Genomic DNA, 19,443 nt, shown 5'->3' on the forward strand with positions numbered 1-19,443 from the left:
AAACGTCACGGTTCCCATTAAAACAGGAAATAACGCTGCGCCATCGGCAGCACAGTCGCCGGCTCACAGGTCAGGAGTTCGCCATCGGCGCGCACTTCGTAGGTCTCCGGATCGACTTCGATATGCGGCGTCAGGCTATTATGGACCATCGACGCCTTGGAGATGCCGCCGCGGGTATTCCTGACGGCAACGAGGCTCTTGGCGACGCCGAGCCTGCCGGCGAGACCGGCATCAAGCGACGCCTGCGACACGAAGGTGACCGAGGAGTTTGTCAGGCTCTTGCCGAAAGAGGCGAACATCGGGCGGTAATGGACCGGCTGCGGCGTCGGGATCGAGGCGTTCGGATCGCCCATGGGAGCCGCTGCAATCGAGCCGCCGAGCAGAACCATTTCCGGCTTGACGCCGAAGAAGGCCGGGTTCCAGATCACCAGATCGGCGCGCTTGCCAACTTCGATCGAACCGATCTCATGGCTGAGGCCGTGGGCGATCGCCGGATTGATCGTGTATTTGGCGATGTAGCGTTTGACGCGGAAATTGTCGTTGTCGCCGGTTTCCTGGGCAAGGCGGCCGCGCTGGCGCTTCATCTTGTCGGCGGTCTGCCAGGTGCGGATCGCCACCTCGCCGACGCGGCCCATGGCCTGGCTATCGGACGAAATGATCGAAAAGGCGCCGATATCGTGAAGAATATCTTCCGCCGCAATCGTCTCCTTGCGGATGCGGCTTTCGGCGAAGGCGATATCCTCCGGGATCGATGGCGACAGGTGATGGCAGACCATCAGCATGTCGAGATGCTCGGCAATCGTGTTAACCGTATAGGGGCGCGTCGGGTTGGTCGAAGACGGGATGACATTCGACTGGCCGCAGATCTTGATGATATCGGGCGCATGGCCGCCGCCCGCCCCTTCGGTGTGGAAAGCATGGATGGTGCGGCCCTTGATGGCGCCGATCGTATCCTCGACAAAACCGCTTTCATTCAACGTATCCGTGTGGATCATCACCTGCACGTCATATGCATCGGCGACCGTCAGGCAGCAGTCGATCGCGCCAGGCGTCGTCCCCCAATCCTCGTGCAGCTTCAACGAGGTGGCGCCGGCAAGCACCATCTCCTCGAGCGCACCGGGCAGCGAAGCGTTGCCCTTGCCGGCAAAGGCGAGGTTCATCGGAAAGGCATCGGCAGCCTCGATCATGCGGGCGATATGCCAGGGGCCGGGCGTGCAGGTGGTGGCAAGCGTTCCGTGCGCCGGGCCTGTACCGCCGCCGAGCATGGTTGTCAGCCCGCTCATCAGCGCCTCTTCGATCTGCTGCGGGCAGATGAAGTGGATATGACTGTCCATGCCGCCGGCCGTGACGATCTTGCCCTCACCCGCGATCGCCTCCGTGCCCGGACCGACGATGATGTTGACGCCCGGCTGCATGTCCGGGTTGCCGGCCTTGCCGATCGCGACGATCCTGCCATCCTTGAGGCCGATATCAGCCTTGACGATCCCCCAGGTGTCGACAATCAGCGCATTGGTGATGACGGTATCGACGGCACCGTTCGCCCGCGTTACCTGGCTCTGCCCCATCCCGTCACGAATGACCTTGCCGCCGCCGAATTTCACCTCTTCGCCATAGGTGGTGAAATCCTTCTCCACCTCGATGAAAAGCTCCGTATCGGCAAGCCGCACCTTATCGCCGGTCGTCGGCCCGAACATGTTGGCATAGGCGGCGCGGGAGATTTTATAAGGCATAAATCAAGCTCCTTGGGAGGAAAGAATAGGGGTCTTGTCGGCGATGCGCCTTAGGCGACCAAGGGAAATATAATGATCGACCAGCCGCTTCTCCGCCGCAAACGGGTGGCCATCCCATCCGGTATGGCTGAAGCCGGTGATGGCGATGCCCTCGCCGGGATAGCGCAAAAGCAGCTCGGCGATCGCGACCATGCCGCTGCTCGGCACGACATAAGGACCGGGGTCGTAAGCTGCGAGCGCCTCATCGACACTCTCATGAACCGACTGGTCGATGACCACATGACGTTTGCCTGTGGCATTGCAGAAGGCGGTGAATTGATTGGTGTAATCGTCGCAGAAATCACCGAGTTCCGGATGCGACAATGCCAGCGGCGCACGGAGGGCAGCGAACTTGCGGGGATCGCGGACGCTCCAGATTTCCGATGCCGCCGCAACCGGCGCACTGTTGCGCCACTCGGCAGAACCGAGCATGGCACGCGCCGGCCGGCCGGTATTGCAGACCGCGACAATATCCGTGCGGCTACCGCCCGTCTCTGTGGAGCGGCAATCATTGAAACGCACGACCAGATCGGCGGCGTCGATCTCCGGCGCCGCTCCTTCCGCAATCTCGCCGTTGCCGACGATCATGATCCTGCGTCTGGCGCTCACTGCGCACCCTCCGGCCCATCGGCCAATGTCTTCAGCTCCTTGGTCCGCTGCTCCGTCAACGTCGCCTTGCATCCGGTAACGAGCATCGGCTCCATCGTCCCGCCCCGCGCCTCAAATCCTTCCGCCTCGCATTGGCCATCGCGATAATCGACCCAGGCGCGCTGCGCCTTGACCAATGCTTTTTCGGCACCCTTTTGGTCGTCTTCGAGATCCGCATCGGTGGCAACCATTGCCGCGCGCGTCTTTTTATATTGCTCGTTCAATGCCTTATCGGCCTTGTCGTAGTCCCGCTGCGCGCAGATGTTCATGTCCATCTGCGTTTGCGCATTGGCGCAGTCGACCTCCGGCTCGTCCGGATCATTTTGCGCATAGGCCGAACCGCACATCAAAACAGTCGCGACAAACGCGCTGGACGCAAGCAATCTCAAGGACATGCTATCTCCTATACGCCTCAGAGCTTGCCCATGATCTGCTGGCGGAAGCCATAGACCTCGCGCTTGCCGGAGAGTGGGATCAGCGTCACCGAGCGCGTCTGGCCCGGTTCGAAACGCACTGCGGTCCCTGCAGGAATATCGAGACGCATGCCCTTGGCCTTGTCGCGGTCGAAGGCGAGACCACCATTCGTCTCGGCAAAATGATAGTGGCTGCCGACCTGCACCGGGCGGTCGCCGGTATTGGAGACTTCCAGCGTTACCGTCGGTGCGCCGGCGTTCAGTTCGATGTCGCCGCTTGCGGCAAGAATTTCACCTGGAATCATGGCTTTTTCCCTTGCCGTCGTTCAGCGGATCGGCTCGTGCACGGTCACGAGCTTCGTTCCATCCGGAAACGTCGCCTCGACCTGTACGTCGTGGATCATCTCGGCAATCCCTTCCATCACCTGGTCACGGCTGATGACATGGGCGCCGGCTTCCATCAGCTCGGCGACCGGGCGGCCATCGCGAGCGCCCTCGACGACGAAATCGGTGATCAGCGCGATGGCTTCCGGATGGTTGAGCTTAACGCCGCGCTCCAGCCGCCGCCGCGCAACCATTGCCGCCATGGAAATCAACAGCTTGTCTTTTTCTCTCGGAGTGAGGTTCATCGCCTACCTATGTGATTGCTATTGCTTGAACTACAGATTCCAGACTTTCGGCACTGGCGCTGCGTTGCGCAAGGCGGAAATGACCGGGATCAGGATTTTTCTGAGAGCGAAGCCGTCGGGTGCCGCGAGCCGCACCACCAGCTTGTCGCGCCATTGGCTGACGCCGCCCATGTGCCCCTCAACGAGAGGCCGCACCTTGGCGAGATAGGTCTCCGCCAGCGGTCCGGCATAGAGCAGGGTCGCGAAAGCCACTTGGCCGCTCAGAACAGCACGCTCGGCCGTCAACGCCGCGACATCACCGTCGAGCCGCAGCTCCTCGGCATGGATCAATCGCCCAGCGCGGCGGATGCGCCAGCGGTCGCGAAACAAGCCCTGCGCCATCGCCTCACCCATGGCTTTGCGGCCGAGCAGGATTGCTTCGACGGCCAGAAATTCGGCGGTTTCGTCGAGATCGACAGCGAGCTTGCGCGACAGCGAGGCGCGGTCAAACAGAATGGTTTCCTGCGGCAACCAATCGACGCGCGCGCCAGCGCCGACCTTGATGGAAGTCACGACTTCGGCGGTGCCTGCGGATGCCTTGTAAATCTTCTCGCAGGCCTGGGTGGTCGCATCGATGCGCGTGCCCGGCCCAGCGACGATGCTCCAATCCATCCGGTCGCCGCCGGTCAGGCCACCGGCCGTGTTGATGATAACGGCTTCCATGGAATTATCGAACGTATCGGGCAGACGAATCTTCGCCGCACCGTCCTGGAAAAGTTCGGCAAGGCGCGTGCGCCCATCAAGCGCCTTAGCCGCCAGATGGCCGCGCCCGCGCGCCCTCTGCGGTCTTGTGCTCGCCGCTGCCATCACCATTCCGCTTCTCCACTCATCACATCATGCCATCGCGGATCATTGAAACCCGTCGAAGAACAAAAGCAAGCAATTTCCGTGCCTTATGAAGCCACACGGAACATTGGCCGGCTGCGGCGGATATCCGCTGCATTTTTCACCAGATGATGAAAAGAACGGCAATGGCTTCACACCGTCAGGTGCCTGCGGGCCTCCGGCGTATCCAGCGTCTCCGCCAGCCCCTCATGGACGATCTCGCCGCGATCCATGATGTAGACGTAATCAGCAAGTTCGCGGCAGAAATCGAGATATTGCTCGACCAGCAGGATCGCCATGCCGGTGGAATCCCTGAGATAGCGGATCGCCCGGCCGATATCCTTGATGATCGACGGTTGAATGCCTTCGGTCGGCTCATCCAGCACCAATATTTTCGGGCGCGTCACCATCGCCCGGCCGATCGCCAATTGCTGCTGCTGGCCGCCGGAAAGATCGCCGCCACGGCGCGACAGCATGGATTTCAGCACCGGAAACAGATTGTAGATGTCCTCGGGAATGTTGCGGTCGCGGCGTGGCACGGGGGCGAACCCCGTCTCCAGGTTTTCCTTCACCGTCAATAGCGGAAAGATCTCGCGCCCCTGCGGCACATATCCGATGCCATGCTTGGCGCGGGCAAAGGGCGCCATGCCGTTCAGCGTTACCCCGTTGAAGGCGACCGAACCTGCCGATAACGCATGCTGGCCGGTAACAGCGCGCAGCAGCGAACTCTTGCCGACACCGTTGCGACCGAGCACGCAGGTGATCTTCCCCATCTCAGCCTTGATGGAGATGCCGCGCAGTGCCTGAGCGGCGCCATAGTGCAGATTTGCGTTTTCGACTGTCAGCATCTCATCGCCCCAAATAATTCTCGATCACCTTCGGATCGTTGCTGACGAAATCGATCGAACCTTCGGCCAGCACAGAGCCTTCCGCAAGGCACGTCACCTTGACGCCAAGGTCGCGGATGAAGCCCATGTCGTGCTCCACCACCACCACGGACCGCGTCTTGGCGATCTCCTTCAGCAGCACCGCCGTCTCCGCCGTCTCGGCGTCGGTCATGCCGGCAACGGGCTCATCGACCAAAAGAAGCTTCGGCTCCTGCGCGAGCAGCATGCCGATCTCCAGCCATTGCTTCTGCCCATGCGAGAGATTGGCCGCCAGTTCGTCGCGCCGGTGAGAGAGGCGCACCGTGTCGAGGATTTCGTGGATGCGGTCGCGATCTTCCGGCGTCAGGCGGTAGAAGAGCGTCGAGAAAACACCGCGCTTGCGGTTGAGCGCCAATTCGAGGTTATCCCAGACCGTATGACTTTCGAACACGGTCGGCTTCTGGAACTTGCGGCCGATGCCAAGCTGGGCGATGTCGGCCTCGTCCTTATTGGTCAGATCGATCTGGCCGTTGAAGAACACCTCGCCCTGATCCGGCCGCGTCTTGCCGGTGATGATATCCATCATCGTCGTCTTGCCGGCGCCGTTCGGGCCGATGATGGCGCGAAGCTCCCCCGGCTCGATGACGATCGACAGCGAATTCAGCGCCTTGAAGCCATCGAAGGAGACGGAGACGTTGTTGAGATAAAGCATGCTGTTAGGCTTGATGTCCGGGATCATGGCTTCACTCCGCCGCCTGGATGGTCGTCTTGTCGGCTTCGTCTTCCTCGACCGTGGGCTTTGCGCTGACCGGCTTGCGATCGCCGCCGATATATTGCGCTATCGTGCCGACAATGCCCTTGGGCAGGAGCAACGTCACTGCAACGAAGAGGCCGCCGAGCGCGAAGAGCCAGAAATCGGGGAACAGGCCAGTGAAGATCGTCTTGCCGCCATTGACGAGGATGGCGCCGATAATCGGGCCGATCAGCGTCGCCCGGCCGCCGACCGCTGTCCAGATGACCACTTCGATGGAATTGGCGGGAGCGAATTCGCCGGGATTGATGATGCCGATCTGCGGCACATAGAGGGCACCGGCAATGCCGGCCATCATCGCCGACACGACGAAGACGAAAAGCTTCATGTGCTCAACGCGGTAACCCAAGAAGCGCGTCCGGCTCTCCGCATCGCGCACGCCAACCAGCACCTTGCCGAATTTCGAGCGCACGATGGCCGAGGACAGCATCAGTGCCAGCGCCAGAAACAGCGCAGTGATGGCGAAGAGTACGGCGCGCGTGCCATCGGCCTGGATGTTGAAGCCGAGGATATCCTTGAAGTCGGTCAGACCGTTATTGCCGCCGAAGCCCATGTCGTTGCGGAAGAAGGCGAGCAGCAGCGCATAGGTCATCGCCTGTGTGATGATCGACAGATAGACGCCGTTGACGCGCGAGCGGAAAGCGAACCAGCCGAACACGAAGGCAAGCAGACCGGGAGCCGCCAGCACCATGATCATGGCGAACCAGAAATGATCGAAGCCATACCAGAACCAGGGCAACTCCTTCCAGTTCAGGAACACCATGAAGTCCGGCAGGATGGGATTGCCATAGGTGCCGCGCGGTCCTATCTGCCGCATCAGATACATGCCCATCGCATAGCCGCCGAGCGCGAAGAAGGCGCCATGGCCGAGCGAGAGAATGCCGCAATAGCCCCAGACGAGATCGAGCGCCAATGCCAGCAGCGCATAGGTCAAATACTTGCCGAACAATGACATCAGATAGGTCGGCACATGCAGCGGGCTGGTTTCCGGCAAGGCCAGATTGGCGAGCGGCACGAGCACGGCCACAGCCAGCAGGATCGCGATGGCGATACTGATGCGGCGGTCGAGCGAGCGGAGGAGAAAGGCCGTGATCATGCTTCCACCGCCCTTCCCTTGAGGGCGAAGAGCCCGCGCGGACGTTTCTGAATGAAGAGGATGATGAGGACGAGAACCAGGATCTTGCCGAGCACCGCCCCCGCATAGGGCTCAAGGAACTTGTTGAGGATGCCGAGCGAGAAAGCGCCGACCAGCGTTCCCCAGAGATTGCCGACGCCACCGAAGACGACAACCATAAAACTGTCGATGATGTAGCTCTGGCCAAGGTTTGGCGAGACGTTGTCGATCTGCGAGAGCGCAACGCCTGCCATCCCCGCAATGCCCGACCCCAGGGCAAAGGTGAAAGCGTCGACCCAGGGCGTACGAATACCCATGGACGAAGCCATGCGCCGGTTCTGAGTCACCGCCCGCATCTGCAGCCCGAAGGCCGAACGCTTCAGCAGCAACAGCAGGGCGACGAAGACGCCGAGCGCGAAAACGATGATCCAGAGACGGTTCCAGGTGATCGAGAGGTAGCCGAAATCGAAGGAGCCCGACATCCAGGAGGGATTGCCGACTTCCTGATTGGTCGGCCCGAAGATCGAGCGCACCGCTTGCTGCAGGATCAGCGAAATGCCCCAGGTGGCGAGCAACGTTTCCAACGGCCGGCCATAGAGAAAACGGATGACGCCGCGCTCGATGACGAGGCCGACGGCGCCGGTCACCAGAAACGCCACCGGCAGTGCGATCGCCAGCGACCAGTCGAAGAGTTCAGGATAGGAGCTACGGATGACGCTCTGGACCATGAAGGTGGAATAGGCGCCGAGCATCACCATCTCGCCATGCGCCATGTTGATGATGCCCATGACGCCGAAGGTGATGGCAAGCCCGATAGCGGCAAGCAGCAGCACCGAGCCGAGCGAAAGCCCGTACCAAACATTCTGCACCGCATCCCAGATCGCCAATTGGCTTTGGATGCCGGCAATGGCGGCCGCGACATCGGGCTTCAGGCTGTCGTCTACGGAGACAGAAGAGAGAATGCCGATGGCGTCACGTCCGCCTTCGTTCTTGATCGTCTCGATCGCCGCCTTCATCTGCTCCGGCGAGCGATCGGAGCCGAGCACAGCAACCGCGCGCGCCCTCTCGAGCACGCCGCGAATTTCGCCGTCCTTTTCGTTCTTTAACGCCGCCTCCAATGCCTCCAGCGAATCCGCGCTTGGCGATTTCAACACGGATTGCGCCGCCTCCAATCGGACGCCGCGATCCGGGCTCATCAGCGTCAGGCCACCGAGCGCCGCGCGGACCGAGCGACGAAGATTGTTGTTGATCTTGATTTTGCCGAGGTTGCCCTTGGCTTCCTGGCCCGCCGCCTGTCCGGTCAACGGATCGATCAGGGCCATGACATCGCCCGAAGATTTGGCGATGAAGACCTGATTGTCGGATTTGCGGACATAAAGATCGCCGTCCGAAAAGGCCTGCAGCGTCGGCACCACCTTGGGATCGCCAGTCTTGGCGAGGCTCTTCACGATCTCATCCGCCTGCTGGAAGTTCGCCGGACCCAGCGCGTTGATAAGACTATGCGCATCCTCCTGGGCACGCAGCGCTGTCGCCGTCAGCGCCAGCATCAGGCAAAAGCCGGCGGCAAGCGCCACGGCCATGCGGTAAACGAATTTGTCGAACATCGCGCGTCCCCTCATGCTGTCGCGGGCAGAGGAGCCTGCCCGCGACGAGCGCACACTAAAAGCTGAACTCAGGAACCCTTGCCGCCGCACTTGCCGGTGGAGACGTTGAAGTTGCCGCAGTTAAGCGGCATACGCCAATCCGAGATCAGGTCCTTGCTATCAGGCAGGTAGTCCGACCATTCCTTGCCGACCACTGCAGGGGTCTGCGAAACAACGTCGAACTGGCCGTTCTCCTGCACTTCGCCGATCAGCACCGGCTTGGTGATGTAGTGGTTCGGCATCATCGTGGCGTAGCCGCCGGTAAGGTTCGGCACGGAAACGCCGACGAGCGCGTCGATCACCTTGTCCGGATCGGTCGTACCGGCCTTTTCGACGGCCTTCACCCACATGTTGAAGCCGATATAGGCGGCTTCCATCGGGTCGTTCGTGACCCGCTTGTCGTTCTTGGTATAGGCGTGCCATTCCTTGATGAATTCGGCATTGGCAGGCGTATCGACGGACTGGAAATAGTTCCAGGCGGCGAGATGGCCGACCAGCGGCTTGGTGTCGACGCCAGCAAGCTCTTCTTCGCCGACGGAGAAGGCGACGACCGGAATATCTTCCGCCTTGACGCCCTGGTTGCCGAGTTCCTTGTAGAAGGGAACGTTGGCGTCGCCATTGATGGTGGAGACGACCGCCGTCTTCTTGCCGGCCGAGCCGAAGGCCTTAATCTTCGAGACTTCCGTCTGCCAGTCGGAGAAGCCGAACGGCGTATAGTTGATGATGATGTCTTCGTCCTTGACGCCCTTGGACTTCAGGTAGGCTGCAAGGATCTTGTTGGTCGTGCGCGGATAGACGTAGTCGGTGCCTTCAAGAACCCAGCGCTGCACGCCTTCGTTCTGCATCAGGTAATCGACGGCAGGGATCGCCTGCTGGTTCGGGGCAGCGCCGGTGTAGAACACGTTGCGCTCGGATTCTTCGCCCTCGAACTGCACGGGGTAGAACAGGATCGAGTCCAGCTCCTTGAACACCGGCAGGACCGACTTGCGCGACACCGAGGTCCAGCAACCGAACACGGCGGAAACCTTGTCCTTCTGGATCAGCTCGCGGGCCTTTTCGGCAAACAGTGGCCAGTCGGAGGCCGGGTCAACGACGACGGGCTCCAGCTTCTTACCGAGAACGCCGCCCTTCTTGTTCTGCTCATCGATGAGCATCAGCATGGCGTCCTTCAGCGTCGTTTCCGAAATCGCCATGGTGCCGGAAAGCGAATGGAGAACGCCAACCTTGATGGTGTCGTCGGCCGCAAAAGCTCCATGAAATGCAGTCGTCGACATGATGGCGCCCAGAAGCGCGCCGGAGACAAGAGTCTTCAGTTTCATGTGTAGTTCCCCTCTTTTTGTCTGCTGCAACGGCCCGTAAACAAAGATTAACCGTTGCCTGCCGCGACTATCCGGCAGCACCGGGGGATTCCACATACGTAATATGACGTAGGAAACGGGGCGAAATGTGCAGCATATTAGCGGCCCATGCACTTAAGGGCTGCTGCATTCCGTGTTACGACATCGGCTAGACTTGGAAAGACTGCTGAAGGATGGGCATGGCGGCGCGGCAACGCATCATTCCGGTGAGACGCGAATATAACCGCTGGGTCGCGAACCAGACGCTGGAAGACTATGCGCTGCGCTTCACCGCCAAAAGCGCCCGGCAATTTTCGTCACAGCGCATCTCGCAGACGGCGATCGGCGCCATCTCTTTTCTGGCGCTGGAGGCGATCGGCGGCGCCATTACGCTCTCTTACGGTACGACCAACGCCTTCTATGCCATCATCGTTGCCAGCATCGCCATGCTCGCGATCGGCCTGCCGATCAGCCGCTACGCCATCCGCCATGGGGTCGATATCGACCTGCTGACGCGCGGCGCGAGCTTCGGCTATATCGGCTCGACCATCACCTCGCTGATCTATGCCAGCTTCACCTTCATGCTGTTTGCCATCGAGGCGTCCATCATGTCGGGAGCGCTGGAGCTGACGCTCGGGATACCCCTGTGGATCGGCTATATCGTCAGCGCCGTCATGGTTATTCCGTTGGTGACCCATGGCGTCCGTCTGATCAGCCGGTTTCAGTTGTTGACGCAGCCGTTCTGGATCGTCCTCAATATCCTGCCCTTCGTCTTCATCGCCTTTTCAGATTGGGGAAAATTCGATCTCTGGCGTGCCTTTGCGGGCATACATCATGCATCAGGTGCGTCCGGAACCGCCGCTCCCTTCGATCTCGTGGAATTCGGTGCCGCTTCCGCCGTGATCCTGGCGCTGATGTCGCAGATCGGGGAGCAGGCCGATTTTCTGCGTTTCCTGCCGCCGGAAGGCCGTCGTAAATGGCGGCATCACCTGGTGATCTTTCTTGCCGGTCCCGGCTGGGTGATCATCGGTGCACTGAAGCTACTGGCCGGCTCCTTCCTCGTCGTGCTGACGTTGAGTTCCGGTGTCCCCGCCGATCGCGCCGCCGACCCGGCGCAGATGTATCTGACCGCCTTCGGCTATATGATCCCCTGGCACAACGCCGCGCTGCTGTTGATGGCCGCTTTCGTCGTGGTCTCACAGCTTAAGATCAATGTGATGAACGCCTATGCCGGCTCGCTGGCCTGGTCGAATTTCTTTTCTCGGCTGACCCACAGCCATCCCGGCCGCGTCATCTGGCTGGTCTTCAACGTCGCCATCGCCCTGCTCTTGATGGAACTCGGCATCTATAAGCTGCTGGAGGAAACCCTCGGCATCTTTTCGATCATCGCCATGGCCTGGCTCTGCACGATTTCCGCCGATCTCTTCATCAACAAACCGCTCGGCCTTGCCCCTCCCGGCATCGAGTTCAAGCGCGCCCATCTCTACGACATCAATCCAGTTGGCTTAGGCGCCATGGCGCTCTCGGCGACGATTGCCCTCATCGCCCATTTCGGTGTCCTCGGTGCGGTTGCCGCCTCGCTCGCTCCCTATATCACCTTAGTCATTGCCTTCATCGCCTCGCCCACGCTCGCCTGGGCAACCAAGGGCAAATTCTACCTCGCTCGCAAGCCGCGCCAAAGCTGGAAGCGCCTGACCACCATCACCTGCTCCGTCTGCGAACATCCTTTCGAGCCAGAGGATATGGCCTGGTGCCCGGCCTATGCCGCGCCGATCTGCTCGCTCTGCTGTTCGCTCGACAGCCGTTGCCACGACATGTGCAAGCCGAAGGCGCGGCTCAACACGCAGGTCGGCACCGTCGCCAAGACCCTGCTGCCGGAGACCGTCGTCGCCAAGCTTGCTACCCGTCTCGGCCGTTATGGCATTGCTGTTGTGGTGGCGTTGACGGCCGTGGGCGCCATCCTGGCGATGATCGCGCATCAGGTCGGCTCCGCTTCGCCGGAAACCGCAGCGGTGGTCGACCGCACCATCCTGATCGTCTTCTTCGTCTTCGCCGTCATTGCCGGTGTCGTCTGCTGGTTCTATGTGCTCGCCCATGACAGCCGGGTCGTCGCCGAGGAAGAATCCTCGCGCCAGAACACGCTGCTGCTCAAGGAAATTGCCGCACATAAGAAGACGGACGCGGCTTTGCAGAGTGCCAAGGAGGCCGCAGAAGCCGCCAACCGCGCCAAGAGCCGCTACGTCGTCGGCTTGAGCCACGAATTGCGCACGCCACTCAATGCCGTGCTCGGCTATGCCCAGATCCTCGAGCGCGACGAGACTATCCCGGCGCCGCGGCAATCCTCGCTGAAGGTCATCCGCCGCAGCGCCGAACATCTTTCCGGTCTGATCGACGGGCTGCTGGATATTTCCAAGATCGAGGCCGGCCGGCTGCAGGTCTATTCCAACGAGATCAACATTCAGGATTTTCTCGACCAGATCGTCGACATGTTCCACCCGCAGGCACAGGCCAAGGGTCTCGCTTTCGTCCATGAGCGATCCGCTGCCCTGCCCGATTATGTCCGCACCGACGAAAAACGGCTGCGACAGATCCTCGTCAATCTGCTCTCCAACGCCATCAAGTTCACGGATACGGGCAGCGTGCGCTTCGAGGTCGGCTATCGCAGCCAGGTCGCTAGCTTCACCATCGCCGACACCGGCCGCGGCATCGCCGAAAAGGACCTCACCCGCATCTACGAGCCCTTCCAACGTGGCGAGGCCGACAGCGTCCGCCCGATGCCGGGCCTTGGCCTGGGGCTGACCATCACCCGATTGCTCACCAATACGCTCGGCGGCGAAGTCTCCGTCGTCAGCGAAAAGGACAGGGGCTCGACCTTCAAGGTGCGGCTGATGCTGTCGGCGGTGATCCGGCCGATGAAGCCACCGGCGCAGGAACAGCGCATCGTCAGCTATGAAGGCCCGCGCCGCACCATCGTCGTCGTCGATGACAATGAGGATCATCGCGAACTGATGCGCGAAGTGTTGTCGCCGCTCGATTTCATCGTGCTGACGGCCAATGGCGGACCGGACTGCCTGACGCTGATCGAAGGCATCAAACCGGATCTTTTCCTGGTCGACATCTCCATGCCGGGCATGAACGGCTGGCAACTGGTCTCGCGCCTCAGGGAGAGCGGCCAGATGGCGCCGATCCTGATGCTGTCGGCCAATATCGGCGACGGTGCCGCCGCCAAGGACAGTGACCACAGCCATAATGACGCCATCGCCAAGCCGATCGATATCCGCCAGCTTCGCGACAAGCTCGCGCTGCATCTCGGCCTGAAATGGGTCTATGCCGACGGCTCCGTCCCCGTCCTGCCGAAACCCGCCCTACAGATGAAAAGCCCGGGGATAGAGCATGTGCGCGAGTTGATGCGGCTTGGCGAGATCGGCTACGTCAGAGGCATCGAAGCGAAGCTCGCGGACCTTGCCAAGCTGGACGAAAACCAACCCTTCACCGACGCTCTGCGCACCTATGTCCAAGCCTTCGATCTCGCCGGTTTCCTGGATTTCCTGCGCAGATTCGACAATGAAAAGGTAGAACCGATTGGCTGAGACCGCCCTTCCCCGCGACATAGTCTTGCTCGTGGACGACTCGCCGGAGGCGCTCGGATTCCTGACCGACGCCCTGGAGCAATCGGGCTTCTCCGTGCTGATCGCGACATCGGGGCAGGCAGCGCTGAACATCGTCGATCGCATCACGCCGGACCTGATCCTGCTCGATGCCGTGATGCCGTCCATGGACGGTTTCGAGACCTGCCGGCGGCTCAAGGCCAATGCCGGCGTCGCGCAGGTGCCCGTGGTCTTCATGACCGGACTGACCGAAACCGAGCATGTGGTGCATGCGCTGGAATCCGGCGGCGTCGACTACCTCACCAAGCCGATCAACGTCGACGAACTGCGCGCCCGCATCCGCGTCCATCTGCGCAATGCCCGCTCTGCCCAGAGCGCCAGGGTGGCGCTCGACGCCGCCGGCCGGCACCTCTTGGCGGTCAAAGGCGATGGCGCTATCCATTGGTCGACACCGCAAGCGACGCGCCTCGTCAATGCCGCCACCGGCAGCGACGACGGCCTCGATCTCGTGGCGAAACACATCGCCGCCTTCATGCGCGAACGGCCAGGCTTCGGGCGCGACAACCCATTTTCCATCAACAACGGCAGTCAGGCCGCTCTGCAGCTCGCCTTCCTCGGCGCGATCGGCCCCGACGAATATCTCTTTCGCCTGACCGCCACCAACCAGCGCGCCGATGACGGCGTGCTGCGTCAGCATTTCGCGCTCACCCAGCGCGAATCCGAAGTGCTGCTCTGGATCGCCAAAGGCAAATCAAACCGCGATATCGGCGAAATCTTGGGACTGTCCGCCCGCACGGTGAACAAACATCTGGAGCAGATCTATGTGAAGCTCGGCGTCGAAAACCGAGCATCCGCGGCGGTAAAGGCAGCGCATGTGCTGCATGAGATGTAACTGAGGTCATCCTCCACCGCATGGCGGAGGGAAGGAATTAGGCCTCTCGATCCAACAGCTTGCGCCCTCCGAAAAACCACGGAAATGCCGTCGTTACCGCCTGAACGCAAAGAAGCCCGGTCAATGACCGGGCTTCCAGTTCGAACGCACCGCCGGTAAGCCGACGATACGGATGATTACTTTTCGATTTCGGCGTAGTTGTACTTGCCGTCGGAACCCTTGGACCACTTGTACATCACGTAGTCCGGACGGGTGATGTCGCCCTTTTCGTTGAAGCCGAGTTGGCCGATGGCGGTCTTGTAGGGGCCCTTTGCCTTCAGCGCGTCGGCAACAGCCATCGGGTCGCTAGATCCGGCAGCCTTTGCGGCGTCGGCGATGACCTGCATGGCAGCATACGCATAGAGCGTGTAGCCTTCCGGCTCATAGCCGGCAGCGCGGAACTTGGCGACCAGGTCCTTGGAAGCCGGGTTCTTGCGCGGATCCGGCGCGAAGGTCATCAGCGTGCCGTCAACGGCATCGCCGGCGATCGAAGCAAGTTCGTTCGAGACGATACCGTCACCGGACATGAAGTGAGCCTTGACGCCCTGGTCGGCCATCTGACGCATGATCAGGCCAGCTTCGGTGTGCAGACCGCCGTAGTAGACGAAGTCGACGCCGGCGTTCTTCATCTTGGCGATGAGGGCCGAGTAGTCCTTGTCGCCGGGGGTGATGCCTTCATAAAGAACTTCCTTCACGCCAGCGGCGTTGAGGTTCTTCTTGGTTTCGTCGGCAAGGCCCTGGCCATACGGGGTCTTGTCGTGAACGACGGCAACCTTGGCGCCCTTGAAGTTGTCGGAAATGTACTTGCCGGCAACTGCACCCTGCTGGTCGTCACGGCCGCAGGTACGGAAGGTGTTCCACAGGCCGCGTTCGGTGAAAACCGGGTTGGTGGAAGCCGGGGTGATCTGCAGGATGCCGTTTTCGGCGTAAACTTCAGAAGCCGGGATGGAAACGCCCGAGTTGAAGTGACCGACAACGAACTTCACGCCATCAGCGACGAACTTGTTGGCAACCGAAACGCCCTGCTTGGCGTCGGAAACGTCGTCGCCGAGTTCGAGCTTGATCTTTTCACCGTTGATGCCGCCGGCCGCGTTGATGTCGGCAACCGCCTGTTCAGCACCCTTCTGGAGCTGAGCGCCGAAAGCCGCGTTTGCACCCGTCAGAGGCCCTGCAACGCCAACGATGATGTCAGCCTTCGCAACGCCGCTAAGCGCGATCATCGCCGACAGAGCCACGGCCGACAGAAGATACTTCTTCATATTGTTACTCCCAATTTTTTGAGCGGGTTCCGTTTGATTTGCCGTGCGCAATACCCACCAATCATCGCGCCGGTAAGCTTGTATTTCGAAGTCTGGAGGGCATGATCCCGAAAGTGTCGAGCTGTTTTGGATAGGATCAAGCCCACCTTGTGTTCAGACTGAGCCTAGTTTCGGCGCACTGTCAATTCTTCTTCTTCCACGAGAAGGCAGAAGTTTTTTCATACAGCCAATAGTAGTTGTTCACCATCTGGTAGGTGCGGCGATAACGATACCCAGCCGTCGAGAAAATAAGGAGAAGAACCACATCGAGGATATAGTTGCCGAGGTCGAAAACCGGACCGTTGAACAGCGCATGATGCAGGAATTGCAGCCCGAGGCCGATCAGGAACGTATAGATCACCGCCAGCGGATACGAGTTCCAGTTGCTCGCCACAGCGCGGCCGGCACGCCATGCCGTCCAGAAACCCAAAAAAACGATAATGGCACGAATGACGAGGCGCCCGCCGCTATCGCTTTCGAAGAAAAGTCCTTGCATATCAAATTCTCCGCAGAACGGGGCTCAATGGTGACCGCCTTCGAGATAGGCGGAACGCACTTCCGGATTGGCGAGCAGTTCCTGGCCGGAGCCGCTCATCGTCACCCGGCCGTTGACCATGACATAGGCGCGGTCGGAAAGCTTCAGGGCCGCAAAAGCGTTCTGCTCGACCAGGAAGACGGTGAGCCCCTGGCTCTTGTTCAGAACCTTGATGGCTTCGAAAATGCCCTTGACGATCAGCGGCGCGAGGCCGAGCGACGGCTCGTCGAGCAGAAGCAGCTTCGGGCGCGCCATCAGCGCACGGCCGATCGACAGCATCTGCTGCTCGCCGCCCGACAGCGTACCACCACGCTGCGACTGACGCTCCTTCAAGCGTGGAAACAGGGTGAAGATCTTCTCGACGTCCTCATTGAAATATTTGAGCTTGTCGAGGCTCGCACCCATCTGCAGGTTTTCATAGACCGTCATGCGCGGGAAGATGCGCCGCCCCTCGGGTGACTGCGCGATACGCAGCCGGGCGATCTCATGGGTCGGCATGTGGGTAATGTCGCGGCCGTCGAAGGTCACCGAACCAGTGCGGGCTTGCGGGCTGCCGCAAATCGTCATCATCAATGTCGACTTGCCGGCACCGTTGGCGCCGATCAGGCTGACGATTTCGCCGCTGTTGACTTCAACATTTACGCCGGCAAGGGCGCGGATATTGCCGTAATAGGTTTCGACGCCTTCAACTTTCAGAAGCGGTTGCCCCGTCATCGATGTTCGCCCTCTTGGAGGTGCTCGACTTCGGCAATCACCTCTTCCACTTCTTCATCTTCGACACCCAGATAGGCCGCGATCACTCTCGGATCGTTCTTGACCTCATCCGGCGTACCATCGGCAATCTTCTGTCCGTATTCCAGCACGACGACATGGTCGGAGATTTCCATCACCACGGACATGTCGTGTTCGATCAGAAGGATCGACGTATCGGCATCCTTGCGAATGCTGCGCAGGAATTCGTTGAGCACCAGCGACTCGCGCGGGTTGAGACCGGCGGCCGGCTCGTCCAGGCATAGGAGTTCGGGGCCAGTACACATGGCACGGGCAATTTCCAGACGACGTTGCGCGCCGTACGGAAGATCGCCGGCCGGATCGTCGGCGCGATCGACAAGATCGGCCTTCTCCAGCCAGAAGCGTGCCAGCTCGATGGCATTCTTGGCCTCGGCGCGATATTTGCCGATGCCGAGCAGACCAAGCACGGTAAAGCCGGACGCGCGCATGAGCTTGTTGTGTTGCGCGACCAGCAGGTTTTCAAGCACGGTCAGGCCCGAGAACAGGCGGATGTTCTGGAATGTGCGCGCCACCTTGGCTTCGCGCGTGATCCGGAAATCCGGCAGCCGCTCCAGGAGGAACTGCTTGCCACTCTTCTGATTGAGCGTAATCATCCCCATCGTCGGCTTGTAGAAACCGGTGATGCAGTTGAACACAGTGGTCTTGCCGGCGCCGTTCGGTCCGATCAGCGCGGTAATATCGCCGCGCTTGGCCTCGAATGAGAAGTCGTTGATCGCCATCAGGCCGCCGAACTTCATCGACAGGTGATCGACCTTCAGCAGGATGTCGTCGGGGATTGCGGTCACAGCGTTCATCAGCCGTGGCCCTCCTTTGTAAAGCTGCCGGAGACCGCTTTCCGCTCCTTGAGGAAGGCGGTCGGCTCGCGCGTGCCGACGAAGCCGCGCGGCTTGATGATCATCACGACCACCATGGCGAGCCCGAAAATCAGCATACGGTAGAGTTCCGGGGTGAAATCAGCACCGAAAATTATCTTGAGGAAGCCCATGTCGCGCAGCAATTCCGTGCCGCCCACCATGGCGATCGCGGCGATGGCGATGCCCTTCAGCGAACCCATGCCGCCAAGCACGACGATAGCCAGGATGACAGCCGATTCGAGGAACACGAAGGATTCCGGCGAGACGAAGCCCTGACGCGCGGCAAAGAACGAGCCGGCGAAGCCGCCAAACATCGCGCCGGTGGCGAATGCCGTCAGCTTCGTCGTCACCGTATTGATGCCGAGCGAGCGGCAGGCGATTTCGTCTTCGCGCAAGGCTTCCCAGGCGCGGCCGATCGGCATCCGCCGCAGCCGGATCGTCACATAGGCGGTCAGCATGCAGAGCGCCAGGATGACGTAGAACAGGAAGATCTTGTACCAGGCCGACGAGATCGGCAGGCCGAAAGTCTTGATGACGTTGTGCGGATCCTTGAGATCGAAGGTATAAAATCCGAACAGCGAGGCCTTGGTGATGTTGGAAATGCCGAAACTGCCGCGGGTAAGATCCGTCCAGTTGGTGATGACGATCCGGATGATTTCACCGAAAGCCAGCGTCACGATGGCCAGATAGTCGCCGCGCAGGCGCAGCACCGGGAAGCCGAGGATCATGCCCCACAACCCGGCGAAGATGCCAGACAACGGCAGCAGGATCCAGAAGGACAGGCCGAAATGCGTCGACAGAAGCGCGTAGGAATAAGCTCCGACCGCATAGAAGGCGACGTAACCGAGGTCGAGCAGGCCGGCGAGACCGACGACGATGTTCAGGCCCCAGGCAAGCATCACATAGATCAGGATCTGGATGCCGAAATTGTCGACATAGGTCAACGATCCCTGCGCACCGAAAAGCGCCAGCGCCAACAGCGGATAGACGAGCAGGAAGACCAGCGCTATCGCGTTAAAGTTCTTCGAGATGAAGCCGGGTTCGGCTTCGACGGGCGGAGCCTTCGCCTTGGCGGCTTTCATGGCCGCCAGATTGGGCTGTACGAACACCGTCATGACGAAACGGCCGACTGCAGCGATCGCGACGATGGATGCCAACAGGCCCCAGCGCTGAATGATGATCAACTGGTTGTCGATATTCTGCTCGGTCTTCAGGCCGATATAGAGCACGAACATGCCGAATGCGATGAGCGCTGTCCAAAGGGCGTCGGTAAGCCCTTTCTGGACAAGGCCGGGCGCGGTCTTGCCTGGAACGAAATTTGAACTTGCCAT

At 60.6% G+C, this 19,443-nt stretch carries 18 protein-coding genes; 2 read left to right on the top strand and 16 right to left on the bottom strand.

The features are described from left to right. Positions 1–17 precede the first annotated feature (17 nt). The 11 genes from ureC to urtA all read right to left on the bottom strand — a co-directional run bounded on the left by ureC (position 18) and on the right by urtA (position 10,076). A complete protein-coding gene (ureC, locus tag C9E91_RS14205) occupies positions 18–1,730 on the bottom strand; it encodes an urease subunit alpha (protein WP_107108949.1) in 1,713 nt (570 codons plus the stop codon). A gap of 3 nt (positions 1,731–1,733) precedes the next feature. Then, entirely contained in the window at positions 1,734–2,357 is a 624-nt protein-coding gene (locus tag C9E91_RS14210) for a Urease operon accessory protein (RefSeq protein WP_107108950.1), read from the bottom strand. 17 nt (positions 2,358–2,374) lie between these two features. Then, a complete protein-coding gene (locus tag C9E91_RS14215) occupies positions 2,375–2,812 on the bottom strand; it encodes a lysozyme inhibitor LprI family protein (RefSeq protein WP_107108951.1) in 438 nt (145 codons plus the stop codon). Between the two features lie 17 nt (positions 2,813–2,829). Further along, complete coding sequence (locus tag C9E91_RS14220; protein WP_107108952.1) at positions 2,830–3,135, bottom strand: urease subunit beta; 306 nt, start codon at positions 3,133–3,135, stop codon at positions 2,830–2,832. Between the two features lie 21 nt (positions 3,136–3,156). Continuing rightward, complete coding sequence (locus C9E91_RS14225) at positions 3,157–3,459, bottom strand: urease subunit gamma (RefSeq protein ID WP_028751899.1); 303 nt, start codon at positions 3,457–3,459, stop codon at positions 3,157–3,159. Between the two features lie 30 nt (positions 3,460–3,489). Continuing rightward, positions 3,490–4,311, bottom strand: a complete 822-nt coding sequence (locus C9E91_RS14230) for an urease accessory protein UreD (RefSeq protein ID WP_107108953.1) — start codon at positions 4,309–4,311, stop codon at positions 3,490–3,492. 164 nt (positions 4,312–4,475) lie between these two features. Next, a complete protein-coding gene (urtE, locus tag C9E91_RS14235; RefSeq protein ID WP_107108954.1) occupies positions 4,476–5,171 on the bottom strand; it encodes an urea ABC transporter ATP-binding subunit UrtE in 696 nt (231 codons plus the stop codon). 1 nt (position 5,172) lies between these two features. Then, positions 5,173–5,928, bottom strand: coding sequence for an urea ABC transporter ATP-binding protein UrtD (gene urtD / locus C9E91_RS14240; RefSeq protein WP_107108955.1), 756 nt, complete (start codon positions 5,926–5,928; stop codon positions 5,173–5,175). Positions 5,929–5,932: 4 nt separating this feature from the next. Beyond that, a complete protein-coding gene (gene urtC / locus C9E91_RS14245; RefSeq protein ID WP_107108956.1) occupies positions 5,933–7,096 on the bottom strand; it encodes an urea ABC transporter permease subunit UrtC in 1,164 nt (387 codons plus the stop codon). Then, complete coding sequence (gene urtB / locus C9E91_RS14250; protein ID WP_107108957.1) at positions 7,093–8,718, bottom strand: urea ABC transporter permease subunit UrtB; 1,626 nt, start codon at positions 8,716–8,718, stop codon at positions 7,093–7,095. Before urtB ends, urtC begins: the two co-directional genes overlap by 4 nt. A gap of 68 nt (positions 8,719–8,786) precedes the next feature. Then, positions 8,787–10,076: an urea ABC transporter substrate-binding protein gene (gene urtA / locus C9E91_RS14255; protein ID WP_107108958.1), complete on the bottom strand. Its 1,290-nt coding sequence runs from the start codon at positions 10,074–10,076 to the stop codon at positions 8,787–8,789. Between the two features lie 218 nt (positions 10,077–10,294). Here urtA and C9E91_RS14260 point away from each other — a divergent pair, with 218 nt between their 5' ends. Together C9E91_RS14260 and C9E91_RS14265 are read left to right on the top strand one after the other, a co-directional pair. Next, positions 10,295–13,684 (top strand): hybrid sensor histidine kinase/response regulator, encoded by a 3,390-nt coding sequence (locus C9E91_RS14260; RefSeq protein WP_107109437.1) that lies wholly within the window; start codon positions 10,295–10,297, stop codon positions 13,682–13,684. Next, positions 13,677–14,594: a response regulator transcription factor gene (locus C9E91_RS14265; protein WP_107108959.1), complete on the top strand. Its 918-nt coding sequence runs from the start codon at positions 13,677–13,679 to the stop codon at positions 14,592–14,594. Before C9E91_RS14260 ends, C9E91_RS14265 begins: the two co-directional genes overlap by 8 nt. Before the next feature lie 176 nt (positions 14,595–14,770). Here C9E91_RS14265 and C9E91_RS14270 read toward each other — a convergent pair whose 3' ends face one another. The 5 genes from C9E91_RS14270 to livM all read right to left on the bottom strand — a co-directional run bounded on the left by C9E91_RS14270 (position 14,771) and on the right by livM (position 19,443). Further along, on the bottom strand, positions 14,771–15,892 hold the full coding sequence (locus C9E91_RS14270) for a branched-chain amino acid ABC transporter substrate-binding protein (protein WP_107108960.1): 1,122 nt from the start codon (positions 15,890–15,892) through the stop codon (positions 14,771–14,773). 181 nt (positions 15,893–16,073) lie between these two features. Continuing rightward, positions 16,074–16,427 (bottom strand): DUF6867 family protein, encoded by a 354-nt coding sequence (locus C9E91_RS14275; RefSeq protein WP_107108961.1) that lies wholly within the window; start codon positions 16,425–16,427, stop codon positions 16,074–16,076. Positions 16,428–16,451: 24 nt separating this feature from the next. Beyond that, positions 16,452–17,180, bottom strand: coding sequence for an ABC transporter ATP-binding protein (locus tag C9E91_RS14280; RefSeq protein ID WP_107108962.1), 729 nt, complete (start codon positions 17,178–17,180; stop codon positions 16,452–16,454). Continuing rightward, positions 17,177–18,052 carry an ABC transporter ATP-binding protein gene (locus tag C9E91_RS14285; RefSeq protein ID WP_107108963.1) on the bottom strand — a complete coding sequence of 292 codons (876 nt, stop codon included), beginning with the start codon at positions 18,050–18,052 and terminating at the stop codon, positions 17,177–17,179. The genes C9E91_RS14280 and C9E91_RS14285 overlap by 4 nt, the downstream gene beginning before the upstream one ends. Then, entirely contained in the window at positions 18,052–19,443 is a 1,392-nt protein-coding gene (gene livM, locus C9E91_RS14290; protein ID WP_107108964.1) for a high-affinity branched-chain amino acid ABC transporter permease LivM, read from the bottom strand. Before livM ends, C9E91_RS14285 begins: the two co-directional genes overlap by 1 nt.

The organism is Rhizobium sp. SEMIA4064, assembly GCF_003025035.1.
Lineage (GTDB): Bacteria > Pseudomonadota > Alphaproteobacteria > Rhizobiales > Rhizobiaceae > Rhizobium > Rhizobium paranaense.

Excerpts from the sequence above, each read along its gene's own strand:
- C9E91_RS14215 (WP_107108951.1), bottom strand. The coding sequence starts at position 2,812 with ATGTCCTTGAGATTGCTTGCGTCCAGCGCGTTTGTCGCGACTGTTTTG.
- C9E91_RS14220 (WP_107108952.1), bottom strand. The coding sequence starts at position 3,135 with ATGATTCCAGGTGAAATTCTTGCCGCAAGCGGCGACATCGAACTGAAC.
- C9E91_RS14275 (WP_107108961.1), bottom strand. The coding sequence starts at position 16,427 with ATGCAAGGACTTTTCTTCGAAAGCGATAGCGGCGGGCGCCTCGTCATT.
- C9E91_RS14230 (WP_107108953.1), bottom strand. The coding sequence starts at position 4,311 with ATGGTGATGGCAGCGGCGAGCACAAGACCGCAGAGGGCGCGCGGGCGC.
- urtD (WP_107108955.1), bottom strand. The coding sequence starts at position 5,928 with ATGATCCCGGACATCAAGCCTAACAGCATGCTTTATCTCAACAACGTC.
- ureC (WP_107108949.1), bottom strand. The coding sequence starts at position 1,730 with ATGCCTTATAAAATCTCCCGCGCCGCCTATGCCAACATGTTCGGGCCG.
- C9E91_RS14280 (WP_107108962.1), bottom strand. The coding sequence starts at position 17,180 with ATGACGGGGCAACCGCTTCTGAAAGTTGAAGGCGTCGAAACCTATTAC.
- urtA (WP_107108958.1), bottom strand. The coding sequence starts at position 10,076 with ATGAAACTGAAGACTCTTGTCTCCGGCGCGCTTCTGGGCGCCATCATG.
- C9E91_RS14210 (WP_107108950.1), bottom strand. The coding sequence starts at position 2,357 with ATGATCGTCGGCAACGGCGAGATTGCGGAAGGAGCGGCGCCGGAGATC.
- livM (WP_107108964.1), bottom strand. The coding sequence starts at position 19,443 with ATGGCAAGTTCAAATTTCGTTCCAGGCAAGACCGCGCCCGGCCTTGTC.
- urtC (WP_107108956.1), bottom strand. The coding sequence starts at position 7,096 with ATGATCACGGCCTTTCTCCTCCGCTCGCTCGACCGCCGCATCAGTATC.
- C9E91_RS14270 (WP_107108960.1), bottom strand. The coding sequence starts at position 15,892 with ATGAAGAAGTATCTTCTGTCGGCCGTGGCTCTGTCGGCGATGATCGCG.
- urtE (WP_107108954.1), bottom strand. The coding sequence starts at position 5,171 with ATGCTGACAGTCGAAAACGCAAATCTGCACTATGGCGCCGCTCAGGCA.
- C9E91_RS14260 (WP_107109437.1), top strand. The coding sequence starts at position 10,295 with ATGGCGGCGCGGCAACGCATCATTCCGGTGAGACGCGAATATAACCGC.
- C9E91_RS14285 (WP_107108963.1), bottom strand. The coding sequence starts at position 18,052 with ATGAACGCTGTGACCGCAATCCCCGACGACATCCTGCTGAAGGTCGAT.
- C9E91_RS14225 (WP_028751899.1), bottom strand. The coding sequence starts at position 3,459 with ATGAACCTCACTCCGAGAGAAAAAGACAAGCTGTTGATTTCCATGGCG.
- urtB (WP_107108957.1), bottom strand. The coding sequence starts at position 8,718 with ATGTTCGACAAATTCGTTTACCGCATGGCCGTGGCGCTTGCCGCCGGC.